The organism is Streptomyces sp. TLI_171, assembly GCF_003610255.1.
In the GTDB taxonomy this organism is placed as follows: domain Bacteria; phylum Actinomycetota; class Actinomycetes; order Streptomycetales; family Streptomycetaceae; genus Kitasatospora.
Window position 1 is genome coordinate 1,515,224 of record NZ_RAPS01000001.1, and the last position, 12,929, is coordinate 1,528,152.

The window sequence follows — 12,929 nt, forward strand, 5'->3', positions numbered from 1 at the left end:
GACGACGCGCGGCGGGGCCCCGTCGGACCGTCAGGCCCCGCGCAGCACCGCCCCGGTGCGCTCGGCGGCCGCCGCCACCGCGGACTCGCGGGCCGCCGACGCCTCGTCCGCGGTCAGCGTCCGGTCGGTGGCCCGGAAGCGCAGCGTGTACGCCAGCGACTTCTTGCCCGCACCCGCCTGCTCGCCGGTGAAGACGTCGAACAGCCGCAGCGACTCCAGCAGTTCGCCCGCACCGTCGCGCAGCGCCGCCTCCACGTCCGCCGCGTGCACCCCGGCGTCCACGATCAGCGCCACGTCCTGGGTCGCCACGGGGTACGCGGACACCGGCGGGCCGGACACCCGCCGCCCGTCCTCGAAGACCAGGTCCAGGTCGATCTCCATCGCGCAGGTGCGCTCCGGCAGGTGCAGCGCCTTGACCACCCGCGGGTGCAGCTCGCCGGCGTGGCCGACGACCTCCTCGCCCACCAGCAGCTCCGCGCAGCGCCCCGGGTGCCACGGCGCGTACTGCGCCTGGCGGACCGTCAGCTCCACGCCCGCCGCCGCGGCGACCACCCGCGCCGCCTCGATCGCGTCCGCCCAGCCGGACGGCGCTCCCTTGCCCCACCAGCCGGAGGGCAGCCGCTCGCCGGTCAGCGCGACGGCGACCCGGCGCGGCTGGTCGGGGAGGGCGGCGTTCAGCTCGGCGAGCTGCTCCTCGGTCGGACGGCGGTCCACCGGCAGGCGCGGCGCGACCTTCTGCTCCGCCTTCGGCAGGAACACCGTGCCGGTCTCGAACAGCGCCAGGTCGGTGTTGCCACGGCCCACGTTGCGGCGCAGCGCGCCCAGCAGACCCGGCAGCAGCGTGGTGCGCAGCGCCGGCTCGGCGTCGTTCAGCGGGTTGACCAGCTTCACGGTGCGGCGGCGCGCGTCGTCCGCGTCCAGGCCCAGGCCGTCGAACGCGGCCTCGCCGACGAACGGGTACGCGTTGATCTCGACGTAGCCCGCGCCGGCCAGCGCCACGCCGACCCGGCGGTGGAAGCGCTGCGCCTCGCTCAGGCCGCGGCCGGGCGGGGTGATGGGCATCCGGGCGGGGACGTTGTCGTAGCCCTCCAGCCGGATGACCTCCTCCGCGAGGTCGTACGGGTCGGTGAGGTCGGGCCGCCAGGACGGCGGGGTGACCTCCAGGACGTCCGCACCGACGACCGTGCAGCCGACCTCCTGCAGGCGGCGGGTGACGGTCTCGCGGCCGTACTCGGCGCCGGCCACCCGGTCGGGCAGGTCGGCGTCGATGGCGATGGTGCGCACCGGGTGCGGGGCGGCGATGTCGGTGACACCGGCCTCGGCGGTCCCGCCGGCGATCAGCACCAGCAGGTCGACGGCGCGCTGCGCGGCGGCCCGGGCGGCCTCCGGGTCCACGCCGCGCTCGAAGCGCTTGGACGCCTCGGAGGGCAGCTTGTGGCGCTTGGCGGCGCGGGCGATCGCCACCGGCTCGAAGTGCGCGGCCTCGATGATGATCTCGGTGGAGCCGGTGACCTCGCCGGTCTCCGGGTCGACGACCGGGTCGAGGATCTCGGTGGTCGCGCCGCCCATCACGCCGGCCAGGCCGATCGGGCCGGAGTTGTCGCAGATCAGCAGGTCCTCGGCGGACAGCTTGCGCTTCACGCCGTCCAGCGTGGTCAGCTGCTCCCCCGCCTGCGCCCGGCGGACCTGGATCGGCCCGTCGACGCGGCCGCGGTCGTAGGCGTGCAGCGGCTGGCCGACCTCGAGCATCACGTAGTTGGTGATGTCGACGGCCAGCGAGATCGGGCGGATGCCGGACTTCTGCAGGCGGCGCTGCAGCCAGATCGGCGACTGCGCGGCCGGGTCGACCCCGGTCACCGTGCGCGCCACGAAACGGTCGCAGCCCACCGGGTCGGCGACCTTCACCGGGTAGCCGTACGCGTTCGCCGGAGGCACGTCCAGCAGCGCCGGGTCGGCCAGCGGCAGGCCGTACGCGGCGGCCGCCTCGCGGGCCACGCCGCGCATCGACAGGCAGTAGCCGCGGTCCGGCGTGACGGCGATGTCGAGGACCTCGTCGACCAGCTGCAGCAGCTCGATCGCGTCGGTGCCGGGCTCGTACTCGGGCGGCAGCACGATGATGCCGTTGTGGTCGTCGCCCATGCCGAGCTCGCGGGCGGAGCAGATCATGCCCGCGGAGGTGTGGCCGTACGTCTGGCGGGCGGAGATCGGGAACGGGCCGGGCAGCACGCCGCCGGGCAGGATCACCACGACCTTGTCGCCGACCTGGAAGTTGGTCGCGCCGCAGACGATCTCCTGCGGGGCGCCGGTGCCGTTGGCGTCGCCGACGTTCACGAAGCAGTGCCGGATCGGCTTCTTGAAGCCGGACAGCTCCTCGACGGAGAGCACCTCGCCGACCACCAGCGGGCCCTTGATGTCGGTGCCGAGCTGCTCGACGGTCTCCACCTCGAGACCCGCGCGGACCAGCCGGGCCGCGACGTCGCGACCGGTCTCGCCCGCCGGCAGGTCGACGTACTCGCGCAGCCAGGAAAGCGGGACGCGCATCAGATCTCCATCCCGAACGGAAGGGTGAAGCGGACGTCACCCTCGACCATGTCGCGCATGTCGGCGACGTTGTGACGGTTCATCAGGATCCGCTCCAGGCCCAGGCCGAACGCGAACCCGCTGTAGCGGTTCGGGTCGATGCCCGCGGCGACCAGCACCCGGGGGTTGACCACGCCGCAGCCGCCCAGCTCGATCCAGCCCTCCGAGGAGCAGGTCCGGCACGGGCGGTCGGGGTTGCCCACCGAGGCGCCGCGGCACACGAAGCACTGCAGGTCGATCTCGGCGCTCGGCTCGGTGAACGGGAAGTACGAGGGCCGCCAGCGCAGCTCCAGGCCGCCGCCGATCAGCTTCTCCACCAGCACCTCGATGGTGCCCTTCAGGTGGCCGAAGGTGATGCCCTCGTCGACCGCGATCGCCTCGACCTGGCGGAACACCGGGGTGTGCGTGGCGTCCAGCTCGTCGGTGCGGTAGACCCGGCCCGGGCTGACCGCGTACAGCGGCGGCTCGCCGGCCAGCATCGCGCGGATCTGCACCGGCGAGGTCTGGGTGCGCAGCACCATGCCGGAGTCGGCGGTGCCGTCGGGGGCCTCCACGAAGAAGGTGTCCTGCATCGAGCGGGCCGGGTGGTCGGCGTGCAGGTTGAGGGCGTCGAAGTTCAGCCACTCCGCCTCGACCTCGGGGCCGGACGCCACCTGGTAGCCCATCGCGACGAAGGTGTCCTCGATGCGCTCGGCGAGCGTGGTCAGCGGGTGCCGGGCGCCGCGCGGCACGCGGCCGTAGGGCAGCGTGACGTCCACCGACTCCTCGACCAGCACCCGCGCGTCGCGCTCCGCCTCCAGCTCGACCTGACGCTTCGCCAGGGCCTGGTTGACGGCTCCGCGGGCCTGGCCGATCAGCTTGCCCGCGGCGGCCTTGGCCTGCGGGGGCAGGGCGCCGATCTCGCGGTTGGCGAGCGACAGCGGGGAGCGGTCGCCGGTGTGCGCGACCTTCGCCTGCTTGAGCTCGTCGAGGTCGGCGGCGGCGGCGAAGGCGGCGAGCGCCTCGTCCCGGGCCTGTTCCACCACCTCGGGCTTGAGGGCCTCGACCTCGACCGGGTCGTACGACTTGTTGGGTGCCGACATCTCTATCTTTCCCGTGCTCCTGCTCGTGATCAGGTCTGCTGCCTCGCCGGGCGTCCCAGAACGCCAAAGGTCGAGTGTAGTCGCAGCGCGCAACCGCGTACGGCGGGTGACCGTGACCTGGAAGCGGTCAGAGCATGAAGTCCGGGATGCCGGCGGGCAGCACGAACCGGAACCTGGCGCCGCCGCCGGGCGCCCGGCTGATCCGGATCACCCCGCCGTGCGCCTCCACGATGCCCTTCACGATGTACAGGCCGAGGCCGGTGCCGCCGCGCTTGGAACCCCGCCAGAACCGGGTGAACACCCGCGGCATCGCCTCCTCCGCGATGCCCACGCCCTGGTCGCTGACGGTCACCGCGGTGCCCTCGATCACCTTCGGCGGCGTCCCGGCCTGCTCCACCAGCTCCTTCGCCGGGGCCAGTTCGATCGTCACGGTGCCCTCGCCGTGCCGGACCGCGTTCTCCAGCAGGTTCGCCAGCACCTGGTCGAGCTTGTCGGGGTCGCCCCACTGCTCGCCCAGCGGCCCCGCCACCCGGATGTCGAACCGGTCCGCCGGGATGCCCGCGGCGACCTTGCCCTCGACGTGCCGGCGCACCGCCGCCGCCAGGTCCACGCGCTGCCGGCGGATCTCCAGCCGGCCCGCGTCGATCCGGGAGATGTCCAGCAGCTCGGCGATCAGCCGCACCACCCGGTCGGCGTCCGCGTCGACGGTCTCCAGCATCACCCGCTTCTGGCCGTCGTTGAACCGCTCCCACTTCGCCAGCAGCGTCGCCGTGAACCCCTTCACGCTGGTCAGCGGCGACCGCAGCTCGTGCGCGACGGTGGCGATCAGCTCCGCGTGGCTGCGCTCGGTCCGCCGCCGCGCCTCGGTGCCGCGCAGCGTCACCACCACCTGCCGCACCGGCCCGCCCGCGCGGTCGCGCACGTACCTGGCGCACACCAGCACCTCACGGCCGCCGGGCAGCAGCAGGTTCCGCTCCGGCTGCCCGGTGCGCACCGCGAGGCCGCCGTACGGGTCGGTGAGCTGCCACCAGCGCCGCCCGTCCAGGTCCTCCAGCGGCAGCGCCCGGTCCAGCGCCACGCCGATCGCGTGGTGCGCCGAGCGGCCGGTGAGCCGTTCCGCGGCGCGGTTGAAGACCATCACCCGGCCGTGCGCGTCCGCGACCACCAGCCCGTCCGGCAGGTCGTCCGGTTCGATCGGTGCCCAGTTGCCGCCGCCCATGGGTGTCCTCCCCGGCCCGCCCCCTCGCCGGCCCAGGAATCGACCCTAGCGCTATCGGGCCCCGCCGCGACACCCGCCCGGGGAGCGCTGGGCGCGCGCGGAGGCGTACAGGCACACGGCGGCCGCCGTCGCGAGGTTCAGGCTCTCCGCGTGCCCGTGAATGGGCACCCGCACCACCTCGTCCGCCAGCGCGCGGGTCTCCTCCGGCAGGCCCCACGCCTCGTTGCCGAACACCCAGGCGCACGGCCCTTCCAGGGTGCCCTCGTCGAGCTCCTGGTCGAGGTCGCGCTGCCCGGCGCCGTCCGCGGCCAGCACCCGCACCCCGGCCTCGCGCAGCCGCGCCACCGCCTCCTCGACCGGCACCCCGGTCGCCACCGGCAGGTGGAACAGGCTGCCCACGGAGGCCCGCACCGCCTTCGGGTTGTACGGGTCCACCGAGGCGTCGGTCAGCACCACGGCGTCCGCGCCGGCCGCGTCCGCGGTGCGCAGCACGGTGCCCGCGTTCCCGGGGTCGCGCACGTGCGCCAGCACCGCGACCAGCTTCGGACGGGCGGCCAGCACCTGCTCGAACGGGGTGTCGATGAACCGGCACAGCGCCACGATGCCCTGCGGGGTGACGGTGTCGCAGATGTCCGCGATCACTTCCTCCGTCGCGGTCAGCACCGGCAGCCCCTCCGCCCGGGCCGCCGCGGCGATCTCCGCGTGCCGGTCGGCGGCCTCCCGGGTCAGGTACACCTCCACCACGGCGTGCTCCCCGCCGGGCAGCCGACCGAACGCCACCGCCTCCCGCACGGCCTGCGGGCCCTCGGCGAGGAAGCGCCGCTCCTTGCTGCGCTGGTTGCGCTTGGCCAGCCGGCGGGCGGCGACGACGCGCGGGGAGCGCAGGGAGGTCAGCAGGGGGATCTCGGTGCTCATGCTCACGATCTTCGTCACGGAAGGACAGGGGCGCGATACGCGACGGACCCGCAGGCCGGGCGGCCTGCGGGTCCGGGAGAACGCTTCAGGGCAACGGCCTGGATCAGGCGGCGACCTTGGCGGCGTTGACGTCCTCCGGCAGCGCCTTCTGGGCGACCTCGACCAGGGCGCGGAACGCCACCGTGTCGTTCACCGCGAGCTCGGCCAGCATCTTGCGGTCGATCTCGACGCCAGCGGCCTTCAGGCCCTGGACGAAGCGGTTGTAGGTCATGCCGTTGGCACGGGCAGCGGCGTTGATGCGCTGGATCCAGAGCTGGCGGAAGTCGCCCTTGCGCTTCTTGCGGTCGTTGAAGTTGTAGACCAGCGAGTGGGTGACCTGCTCCTTGGCCTTGCGGTACAGGCGCGAGCGCTGACCGCGGTAGCCGGAGGCCCGCTCGAGGATGACCCGGCGCTTCTTGTGGGCGTTGACTGCCCGCTTGACGCGTGCCACTTGATTACTCCTTGTTTCCGGACCCCGGATCGTGCCGCCGGCCCGTTATTCGATTCGGTCGGTAAGGATCAGCTGGTGCCCGCGACGCGGCCGCGGGCGGGCGATCACTTGCCGAGAAGCTTCTTGATCTTCTTGGCGTCGCCGGGGGCCATCTCGGCGTTGCCGGCCAGCTTGCGGGTCAGCGTCGAGGGCTTGTGCTCAAGCAGGTGGCGACGGCCGGCACGCTCGCGCAGCACCTTCCCGGAGCCAGTGATCTTGAAGCGCTTGCTGGCGCCGCTGTGCGTCTTCTGCTTCGGCATGTCGCCGTATCTCCTCGTCGTCCGTTCCGGCCCGCACCTCGGGGGTGTGGGCCGGAACTGGATGGATCTCGTCTCCGGGGCGGATGCCCCGGAAGCGTTGCCGATCCCGCCCGGATTCTGAACCCGAAGGCTCAGGCGTCCTGGGCGGCCTCGGCGGGCTGCTCGACCTCGGCGGTCCCGGCGTCGTCCGCCTCCTCGACGGCCTCGGTCTCCTCGACCTCGACCACCTCGTCGGCGTCGTCGTCGACGTCGTCCGCCTGGTCCGCGGCCGGTCCGCGACCCAGCCGCTCCGCCTTGCGGGCGTCAGCGGCGGCGCGGGCCTCGGCCATGGCCTCGGTCTTCTTCTTGTGCGGGCCGAGAACCATGATCATGTTTCGGCCGTCCTGCTTCGGAGCGGACTCCACGAAGCCCAGGTCCTGGACGTCGTCCGCGAGCCGCTGCAGCAGTCGGAAGCCCAGCTCGGGGCGGGACTGCTCACGACCGCGGAACATGATCGTGATCTTGACCTTGTCGCCCTGCTTGAGGAACCGGACGACGTGACCCTTCTTGGTGTCATAGTCGTGCGGGTCGATCTTCGGCCGGAGCTTCATCTCCTTGATGACCGTGTGCGCCTGGTTCTTGCGCGCCTCACGGGCCTTCATGGCCGACTCGTACTTGAACTTGCCGTAGTCCATGAGCTTGCACACCGGCGGGCGCGCCGTGGCGGCGACCTCGACCAGATCCAGGTCGTACTCCTGGGCAAGCTCCAGCGCCTTCGCGAGCGGGACGATGCCGACCTGCTCGCCGCTGGGACCGACGAGTCGCACCTCGGGGACGCGAATCCGGTCGTTGATGCGGGGCTCGGTGCTGATGGGGCCTCCTCGGTTGCACCTTTTCCGATGCGGCCGTCGGGCGGCGGTCGCACGTAGTGGTTTCGACCACTGGGCGGGGCTTCATTCATGCTCCGCTGCCACTGCCGCCTGGCAGAGGCACCGAGCGCACGAAAAAAGCCCCGCACGGTACAGGCGGGGCTCCACACGTTCCGGGATGTCCTCGCGGACACCACCGACGGGCACTCCCTCACGGGCGCTCGTCACGGACCGGACCCGTCGGCCCTTCGGCCGATCAGGTGGGAGACTGTCGCGGTTGCCCTCTCGGGCCTCCTGAGGTGGAGCCTCCACTTGCTGGCCGGGGCACTCCGAAAAGTCCCCTGGCCGGTCAGTCTCGAAGCATACCAGCGTTCCGGGGCCGACCGGTATTCCGGCCCCCCGCCGCCCGCCTTGTACGCTCCCTTTGTACTGCGCTTTCGCACCAGCATCCCGGAGTGACACCTTGACCAGCCAGCCCGACCACTCGCCCGAGTCCGCGGAGTCCGCCGAGTCGCTCGGTTTCGACGACCTGACCCGCGACATCGCGGAGGTCCCCGCCGTCGAGGTGATCACCACCGTCGCCGTCCACCTGATGAGCGCCGCGGCCGTCAAGTGCGGCCTGGCCGAGGGCGGCGAGGCCGACAAGGACCTCGACGAGGCCCGCAAGCTGATCACCGCCCTGGCCGGCCTGGTCACCGCCGGAGCCCCCGAGATCTCCAACTTCCACGCCGCCCCCCTCCGCGACGGCCTCCGCTCCCTCCAGCTCGCCTTCCGCGAGGCCTCGCTCGTCCCCGACGCCCCGGGCTCCGGCCCCGGCGAGAAGTTCACGGGCCCCGTCTACTCCTGACACCCGGACGGCCCGAAGCGAAAAGCCGCCCCCGAGGGAACTCCCCCGGCGGGCGGCTTTCGCTATGCGATCACGCGTCGTACTCGTCCAGCGGCGGGCAGCTGCACACCAGGTTCCGGTCGCCGTACGCGCCGTCGATGCGCCGCACCGGCGGCCAGTACTTGTCCGCCGGGTTCACGCCGGCCGGGAAGACGGCTTCCTCGCGGGTGTAGGGGTGCGCCCACTCGCCGGTCAGCATCGACGCGGTGTGCGGGGCGTTGCGCAGCGGGTTGTCGTCGGCGGCCCACTCGCCCGCGCCGACCTTCTCGATCTCCCCGCGGATGGCGATCATCGCCTCGCAGAACCGGTCGATCTCGTGCAGGTCCTCGGACTCGGTCGGCTCGATCATCAGGGTGCCGGCGACCGGGAACGACATGGTCGGCGCGTGGAACCCGTAGTCGATCAGGCGCTTGGCGATGTCGTCGACGCTGACGCCGGTCTCCTTGCTGAGCGGGCGCAGGTCGATGATGCACTCGTGCGCGACCAGCCCGCCGGGGCCGGTGTAGAGCACCGGGAAGTGCGGGGCGAGCCGCTTGGCGATGTAGTTGGCGTTCAGCACGGCGACCTGGGTGGCGCGCTTGAGGCCCTCGCCGCCCATCAGCCGGACGTACGACCAGGAGATCGGCAGGATCGCGGCGGAGCCCCAGGGCGCGGCGGAGATCGGGCCGACGCCGGTGGCGGGGCCGGCCTCGGCCTGCAGCGGGTGGTTGGGCAGGTACGGCGAGAGGTGCGCGCGCACGGCGACCGGGCCGACGCCGGGGCCGCCGCCGCCGTGCGGGATGCAGAAGGTCTTGTGCAGGTTCAGGTGCGAGACGTCCGCGCCGAACTTGCCGGGCTTGGCGAGGCCGACCAGCGCGTTCAGGTTGGCGCCGTCGACGTACACCTGGCCGCCGGCCTCGTGGACGAGCGCGCAGATCTCGGTGATCTCGGTCTCGAACACGCCGTGGGTGGACGGGTAGGTGACCATCAGGACGGCCAGCTGCTCGCCGTGCTGGGCGATCTTCGCCTTCAGGTCCTCGACGTCCACGTCGCCGTCGGCGAGGGTCTTCACCACGACGACCCGCATGCCGGCCATCGCGGCGGACGCGGCGTTGGTGCCGTGCGCCGACGACGGGATCAGGCACACGTCGCGCTGGGTGTCGCCGTTCGCCCGGTGGTAGGCGCGGACGGCCAGCAGGCCGGCCAGTTCGCCCTGGGAGCCGGCGTTCGGCTGGATGGACACGGCGTCGTAGCCGGTGACCTCGACCAGCTGCTGCTCCAGTTCGCGGATCAGCGTCAGGAAGCCGGCCGCCTGGTCGACGGGCGCGAACGGGTGCAGCTGGCCGAACTCGGGCCAGGTGACCGGCTCCATCTCGGTGGTCGCGTTGAGCTTCATGGTGCAGGAGCCCAGCGGGATCATGCCGCGGTCGAGCGCGTAGTCGCGGTCCGAGAGCCGGCGCAGGTAGCGCAGCATGGCGGTCTCGGAGCGGTGGCTGTGGAACACCGGGTGGGTGAGGTACTCGTCCTCGCGCAGCAGCGCGGCGGGCAGCGCCTCGGCGTCCTCGGCGATCTGCGCCTCGACGCCGAACGCGGCGAGGACGGCCGCCAGGTGCTCGCGGGTGGTGGTCTCGTCGCAGGAGACGGAGACCCGGTCGCCGTCGACCCGGTGCACGTTGACGCCGCCGGTCAGGGCCGCGGCCACGATCTCGTCGGCCCGGCCCGGGACGACGGCCGTCACGGTGTCGAAGAAGGCGCCGTGGGCGAGCTCGACGCCGCCCGCGCGCAGGCCGGCGGCGAGCGCGGCGGCGTAGCGGTGGGTGCGGCGGGCGATGTCGGCGAGGCCGTCGGGGCCGTGGTAGACGGCGTACATGGAGGCCATCACGGCGAGCAGCACCTGGGCGGTGCAGATGTTCGAGGTGGCCTTCTCGCGGCGGATGTGCTGCTCGCGGGTCTGCAGGGCCAGGCGGTAGGCGCGGTTGCCGTCGGCGTCGACGGAGACGCCGACCAGGCGGCCGGGCAGGTTGCGGGCGTACTCGGCGCGGACGGCCAGGTAGCCGGCGTGCGGGCCGCCGAAGCCCATCGGGACGCCGAAGCGCTGCGAGGTGCCGCAGGCGATGTCGGCGCCGAGCTCGCCGGGCGAGCGCAGCAGGGTGAGGGCCAGCAGGTCGGCGGCGACGGCGACGATCGCGCCGAGGCCGTGGGCCTGCTCGATGACGGGCTTGATCTCGCGGACCGCGCCGGAGGCGCCCGGGTACTGCAGCAGCACGCCGAACACGCCGCGTTCGGCGATCTCGGCGGGGATGCCGTTCGACAGGTCGGCGGTGACGACCTCGACGCCGGTCGGCTCGGCGCGGGTCTCGATCACGGCGAGGGTCTGCGGCAGGGTGTCGGCGTCGACCAGGAAGACGCCGCCCTTGACCTTGGTGACGCGGCGGGCGAGGGCCATCGCCTCGGCGGCGGCGGTGCTCTCGTCGAGCAGCGAGGAGCCGGAGGTGGCCAGGCCGGTGAGGTCGGAGACCATGGTCTGGAAGTTGAGCAGGGCTTCCAGGCGGCCCTGGGAGATCTCCGGCTGGTACGGGGTGTAGGCGGTGTACCAGGCCGGGTTCTCCAGCACGTTGCGGAGGATCACCGGCGGGGTGAAGGTGCCGTAGTAGCCGAGGCCGATCATCGAGGCGAGGACCTGGTTGCGGCCGGCCAGCTCGCGCAGTTCGGCGAGGACCTGGGCCTCGCTGCGGCCGGCGGGCAGGCCGAGCGCGGTGAGGCTGCGGATGGCGTCGGGGACGGCGGCGTCGGACAGCTCGTCCAGGGAGGCGTAGCCGACCTGGGCCAGCATCTTCTGCTGGGCGTCGCTGTCGGGACCGATGTGGCGGTGCTCGAAGGGGCTGGCCTGCTCAAGCTCGGCGAGCGTCGGCTGGGCGTTCATGGGGGTCGGGCCTCCTGGTCGCGGACCGGCGGTGGTACGCACGCCGGCCGGCCGCCGTGGGAGCGCCTGGGCGTACGAACCCGTCAGCCTCCCCCTCTGTCATCGGTACCTGAGAGCTTCGCACGTCCGGGCTTCGCGGGCCCGGTCGGCTTGCACCGTCGGCGAGGGCGGTGACCGGCGGCATCGGTGCCGGCGGTCCTGCCCTGCTTTCCAGAGTGACCTGGTCCCACTCGGTACGGATGCCTGAGAGATTCCGGGGAGGGGTTGCTCCTTCGGCGCCCCGCTCCCCTGCTGTTCGCGGGGGTCGGGACTCTCCCGAGCGGGCTCGGCGGTCGCCTCCGAGGTTACCAGCGCGGGCCTCCGGGATCACCGGTGCGGCCCTGTGATCTGCCCCGGACGGCGGCTTCCGGAGTGCCGCCGTCCGTTACGTGCCGTTTGGTGTGAAGTGGCGGTGTGGCCAGCTCCTCCCTCCGCCCCTCTGACGGCCCGTCAAGGAGCAGCAGGACTGGAGGACAGCGTGCAGACCGATATCGATCCGCGCGACCTGATCGGACACAAGGCGGTCGACCGGAACGGTGACAAGATCGGCACGGTCGACGAGGTGTACCTGGACGACGCCACCGGCGAACCGGAGTGGGCGGCCGTCCGAACCGGCATTTTCGGCCGGGACGCGTTCGTCCCGCTGACCACCAGCGAGTTCGCGGGCGACGAACTGCGCGTCCCGTACGACAAGTCGCTGATCAAGGAGTCGCCGGACTTCGGGGTGGGGCAGCACCTCTCGCCCGCGCAGGAGCTGCAGCTGTACCGGTACTACGGCCTGGACGCGGGCAGCGCGGACGACGCCGGCTCGGCGCCCGCCGCCCCGGCGGCCAAGGCCACCGAGCCGGCTGCGAAGGAGCACCCGCGCCAGGAGGCCCGGACCGGCTCCCCGGACCGCGACTTCGGGACCGTGGCCTCCTCGCCCACGCCGGTGGCCGCCGCCGCGGCCCCGGCGGCCGCGTTCACCGCGGCGAAGGCCGCGAAGGAGCCGCAGCAGGCGCAGCGCCCGGCGTCCGCCGCCGCGCACGTGAAGGAGCCGCAGCGGTCGTCGGCGCAGCGCCCGGGCTCGGTGGAGCCGACCGCGCCGGTGGAGATCACCTGCCGCGAGGAGCGCATCGACATCAGCACCGAGTGGCACGCGGTGGGCACCACCCGGCTGCGCAAGTACGTGACCACCGAGCAGGTGGAGCGCCGGGTGCCGGTGGTGCGCGAGCGGGTTCGGGTGGAGCGCATCCCGGTGTCGGACACCGAGCGGGCGGCGCTGAGCGAGCAGGAGATCGCCGAGGCGGTGGAGGAGGTCACGCTGCGCGAGGAGCGTCCGGTGGTGCGCAAGTACCTGGCGCCGATCGAGCGGGTGCGGCTGGTGGTGGAGCGGTACACCGAGGAGGAGGTGGTCCGCGAGGAACTGCGCCGCGAGCAGGTGGAGGTGCACGACGCGGCGATGGACGCGGACGGCGAGACGCCGCAGCAGCGCCAGCCGTGGAATGCGCAGCCGCAGTCGCCGACGGCGCGGCCCCAGCAGTCGGGGCAGCCGGCGGCGGTGAACGGCAGTGGCGGCGAGCACGTCCGGCCGGAGCCGCTGCGTTCGGCCTGACGGCCTGCCGACGGTTCGCCAACTCCCCGGCCCCGGTCCGCTTCGGCGGGCCGGGGCCGGCACTTTGCCAAAGCT

General features: G+C 72.9%; 10 protein-coding genes and 1 riboswitch. Of the genes, 2 read left to right on the forward strand and 8 right to left on the reverse strand.

Features of this window, described 5'->3' with window-relative positions; translation table 11 throughout:
- Positions 1-30: 30 nt before the first annotated feature.
- From pheT to infC, 7 genes are all read right to left on the reverse strand, one after another.
- Positions 31-2,541, reverse strand: coding sequence for a phenylalanine--tRNA ligase subunit beta (gene pheT, locus BX266_RS07010; protein ID WP_099898039.1), 2,511 nt, complete (start codon positions 2,539-2,541; stop codon positions 31-33).
- On the reverse strand, positions 2,541-3,662 hold the full coding sequence (gene pheS / locus BX266_RS07015; RefSeq protein ID WP_099898040.1) for a phenylalanine--tRNA ligase subunit alpha: 1,122 nt from the start codon (positions 3,660-3,662) through the stop codon (positions 2,541-2,543). The genes pheT and pheS overlap by 1 nt, the downstream gene beginning before the upstream one ends.
- 127 nt (positions 3,663-3,789) lie before the next feature.
- Positions 3,790-4,881, reverse strand: a complete 1,092-nt coding sequence (locus tag BX266_RS07020) for an ATP-binding protein (RefSeq protein ID WP_099898041.1) — start codon at positions 4,879-4,881, stop codon at positions 3,790-3,792.
- Between the two features lie 51 nt (positions 4,882-4,932).
- Positions 4,933-5,796 carry an RNA methyltransferase gene (locus BX266_RS07025; protein WP_099898042.1) on the reverse strand — a complete coding sequence of 288 codons (864 nt, stop codon included), beginning with the start codon at positions 5,794-5,796 and terminating at the stop codon, positions 4,933-4,935.
- Positions 5,797-5,899: 103 nt separating this feature from the next.
- Positions 5,900-6,286 (reverse strand): 50S ribosomal protein L20, encoded by a 387-nt coding sequence (gene rplT / locus BX266_RS07030; RefSeq protein ID WP_099898043.1) that lies wholly within the window; start codon positions 6,284-6,286, stop codon positions 5,900-5,902.
- Positions 6,287-6,390: 104 nt separating this feature from the next.
- Complete coding sequence (gene rpmI / locus BX266_RS07035; RefSeq protein WP_030268653.1) at positions 6,391-6,585, reverse strand: 50S ribosomal protein L35; 195 nt, start codon at positions 6,583-6,585, stop codon at positions 6,391-6,393.
- A 131-nt stretch (positions 6,586-6,716) separates the two neighbouring features.
- Positions 6,717-7,436, reverse strand: coding sequence for a translation initiation factor IF-3 (gene infC / locus BX266_RS07040; RefSeq protein ID WP_099898044.1), 720 nt, complete (start codon positions 7,434-7,436; stop codon positions 6,717-6,719).
- Positions 7,437-7,896: 460 nt separating this feature from the next.
- On the opposite strand from infC, the gene BX266_RS07045 reads away from it, so the two are divergent.
- On the forward strand, positions 7,897-8,280 hold the full coding sequence (locus BX266_RS07045; RefSeq protein WP_099898045.1) for a DUF1844 domain-containing protein: 384 nt from the start codon (positions 7,897-7,899) through the stop codon (positions 8,278-8,280).
- A gap of 70 nt (positions 8,281-8,350) precedes the next feature.
- On the opposite strand, the gene gcvP is transcribed toward BX266_RS07045, so the two are convergent.
- Complete coding sequence (gene gcvP, locus BX266_RS07050; protein WP_099898046.1) at positions 8,351-11,221, reverse strand: aminomethyl-transferring glycine dehydrogenase; 2,871 nt, start codon at positions 11,219-11,221, stop codon at positions 8,351-8,353.
- 221 nt (positions 11,222-11,442) lie between these two features.
- Positions 11,443-11,549: riboswitch (glycine riboswitch) on the reverse strand.
- A 189-nt stretch (positions 11,550-11,738) separates the two neighbouring features.
- On the opposite strand from gcvP, the gene BX266_RS07055 reads away from it, so the two are divergent.
- Complete coding sequence (locus BX266_RS07055) at positions 11,739-12,854, forward strand: PRC and DUF2382 domain-containing protein (RefSeq protein ID WP_259464586.1); 1,116 nt, start codon at positions 11,739-11,741, stop codon at positions 12,852-12,854.
- The last annotated feature ends 75 nt before the right edge of the window (positions 12,855-12,929 follow it).

Excerpts from the sequence above, each read along its gene's own strand:
- BX266_RS07020 (WP_099898041.1), bottom strand. The coding sequence starts at position 4,881 with ATGGGCGGCGGCAACTGGGCACCGATCGAACCGGACGACCTGCCGGAC.
- gcvP (WP_099898046.1), bottom strand. The coding sequence starts at position 11,221 with ATGAACGCCCAGCCGACGCTCGCCGAGCTTGAGCAGGCCAGCCCCTTC.
- pheT (WP_099898039.1), bottom strand. The coding sequence starts at position 2,541 with ATGCGCGTCCCGCTTTCCTGGCTGCGCGAGTACGTCGACCTGCCGGCG.
- pheS (WP_099898040.1), bottom strand. The coding sequence starts at position 3,662 with ATGTCGGCACCCAACAAGTCGTACGACCCGGTCGAGGTCGAGGCCCTC.
- BX266_RS07025 (WP_099898042.1), bottom strand. The coding sequence starts at position 5,796 with ATGAGCACCGAGATCCCCCTGCTGACCTCCCTGCGCTCCCCGCGCGTC.
- rpmI (WP_030268653.1), bottom strand. The coding sequence starts at position 6,585 with ATGCCGAAGCAGAAGACGCACAGCGGCGCCAGCAAGCGCTTCAAGATC.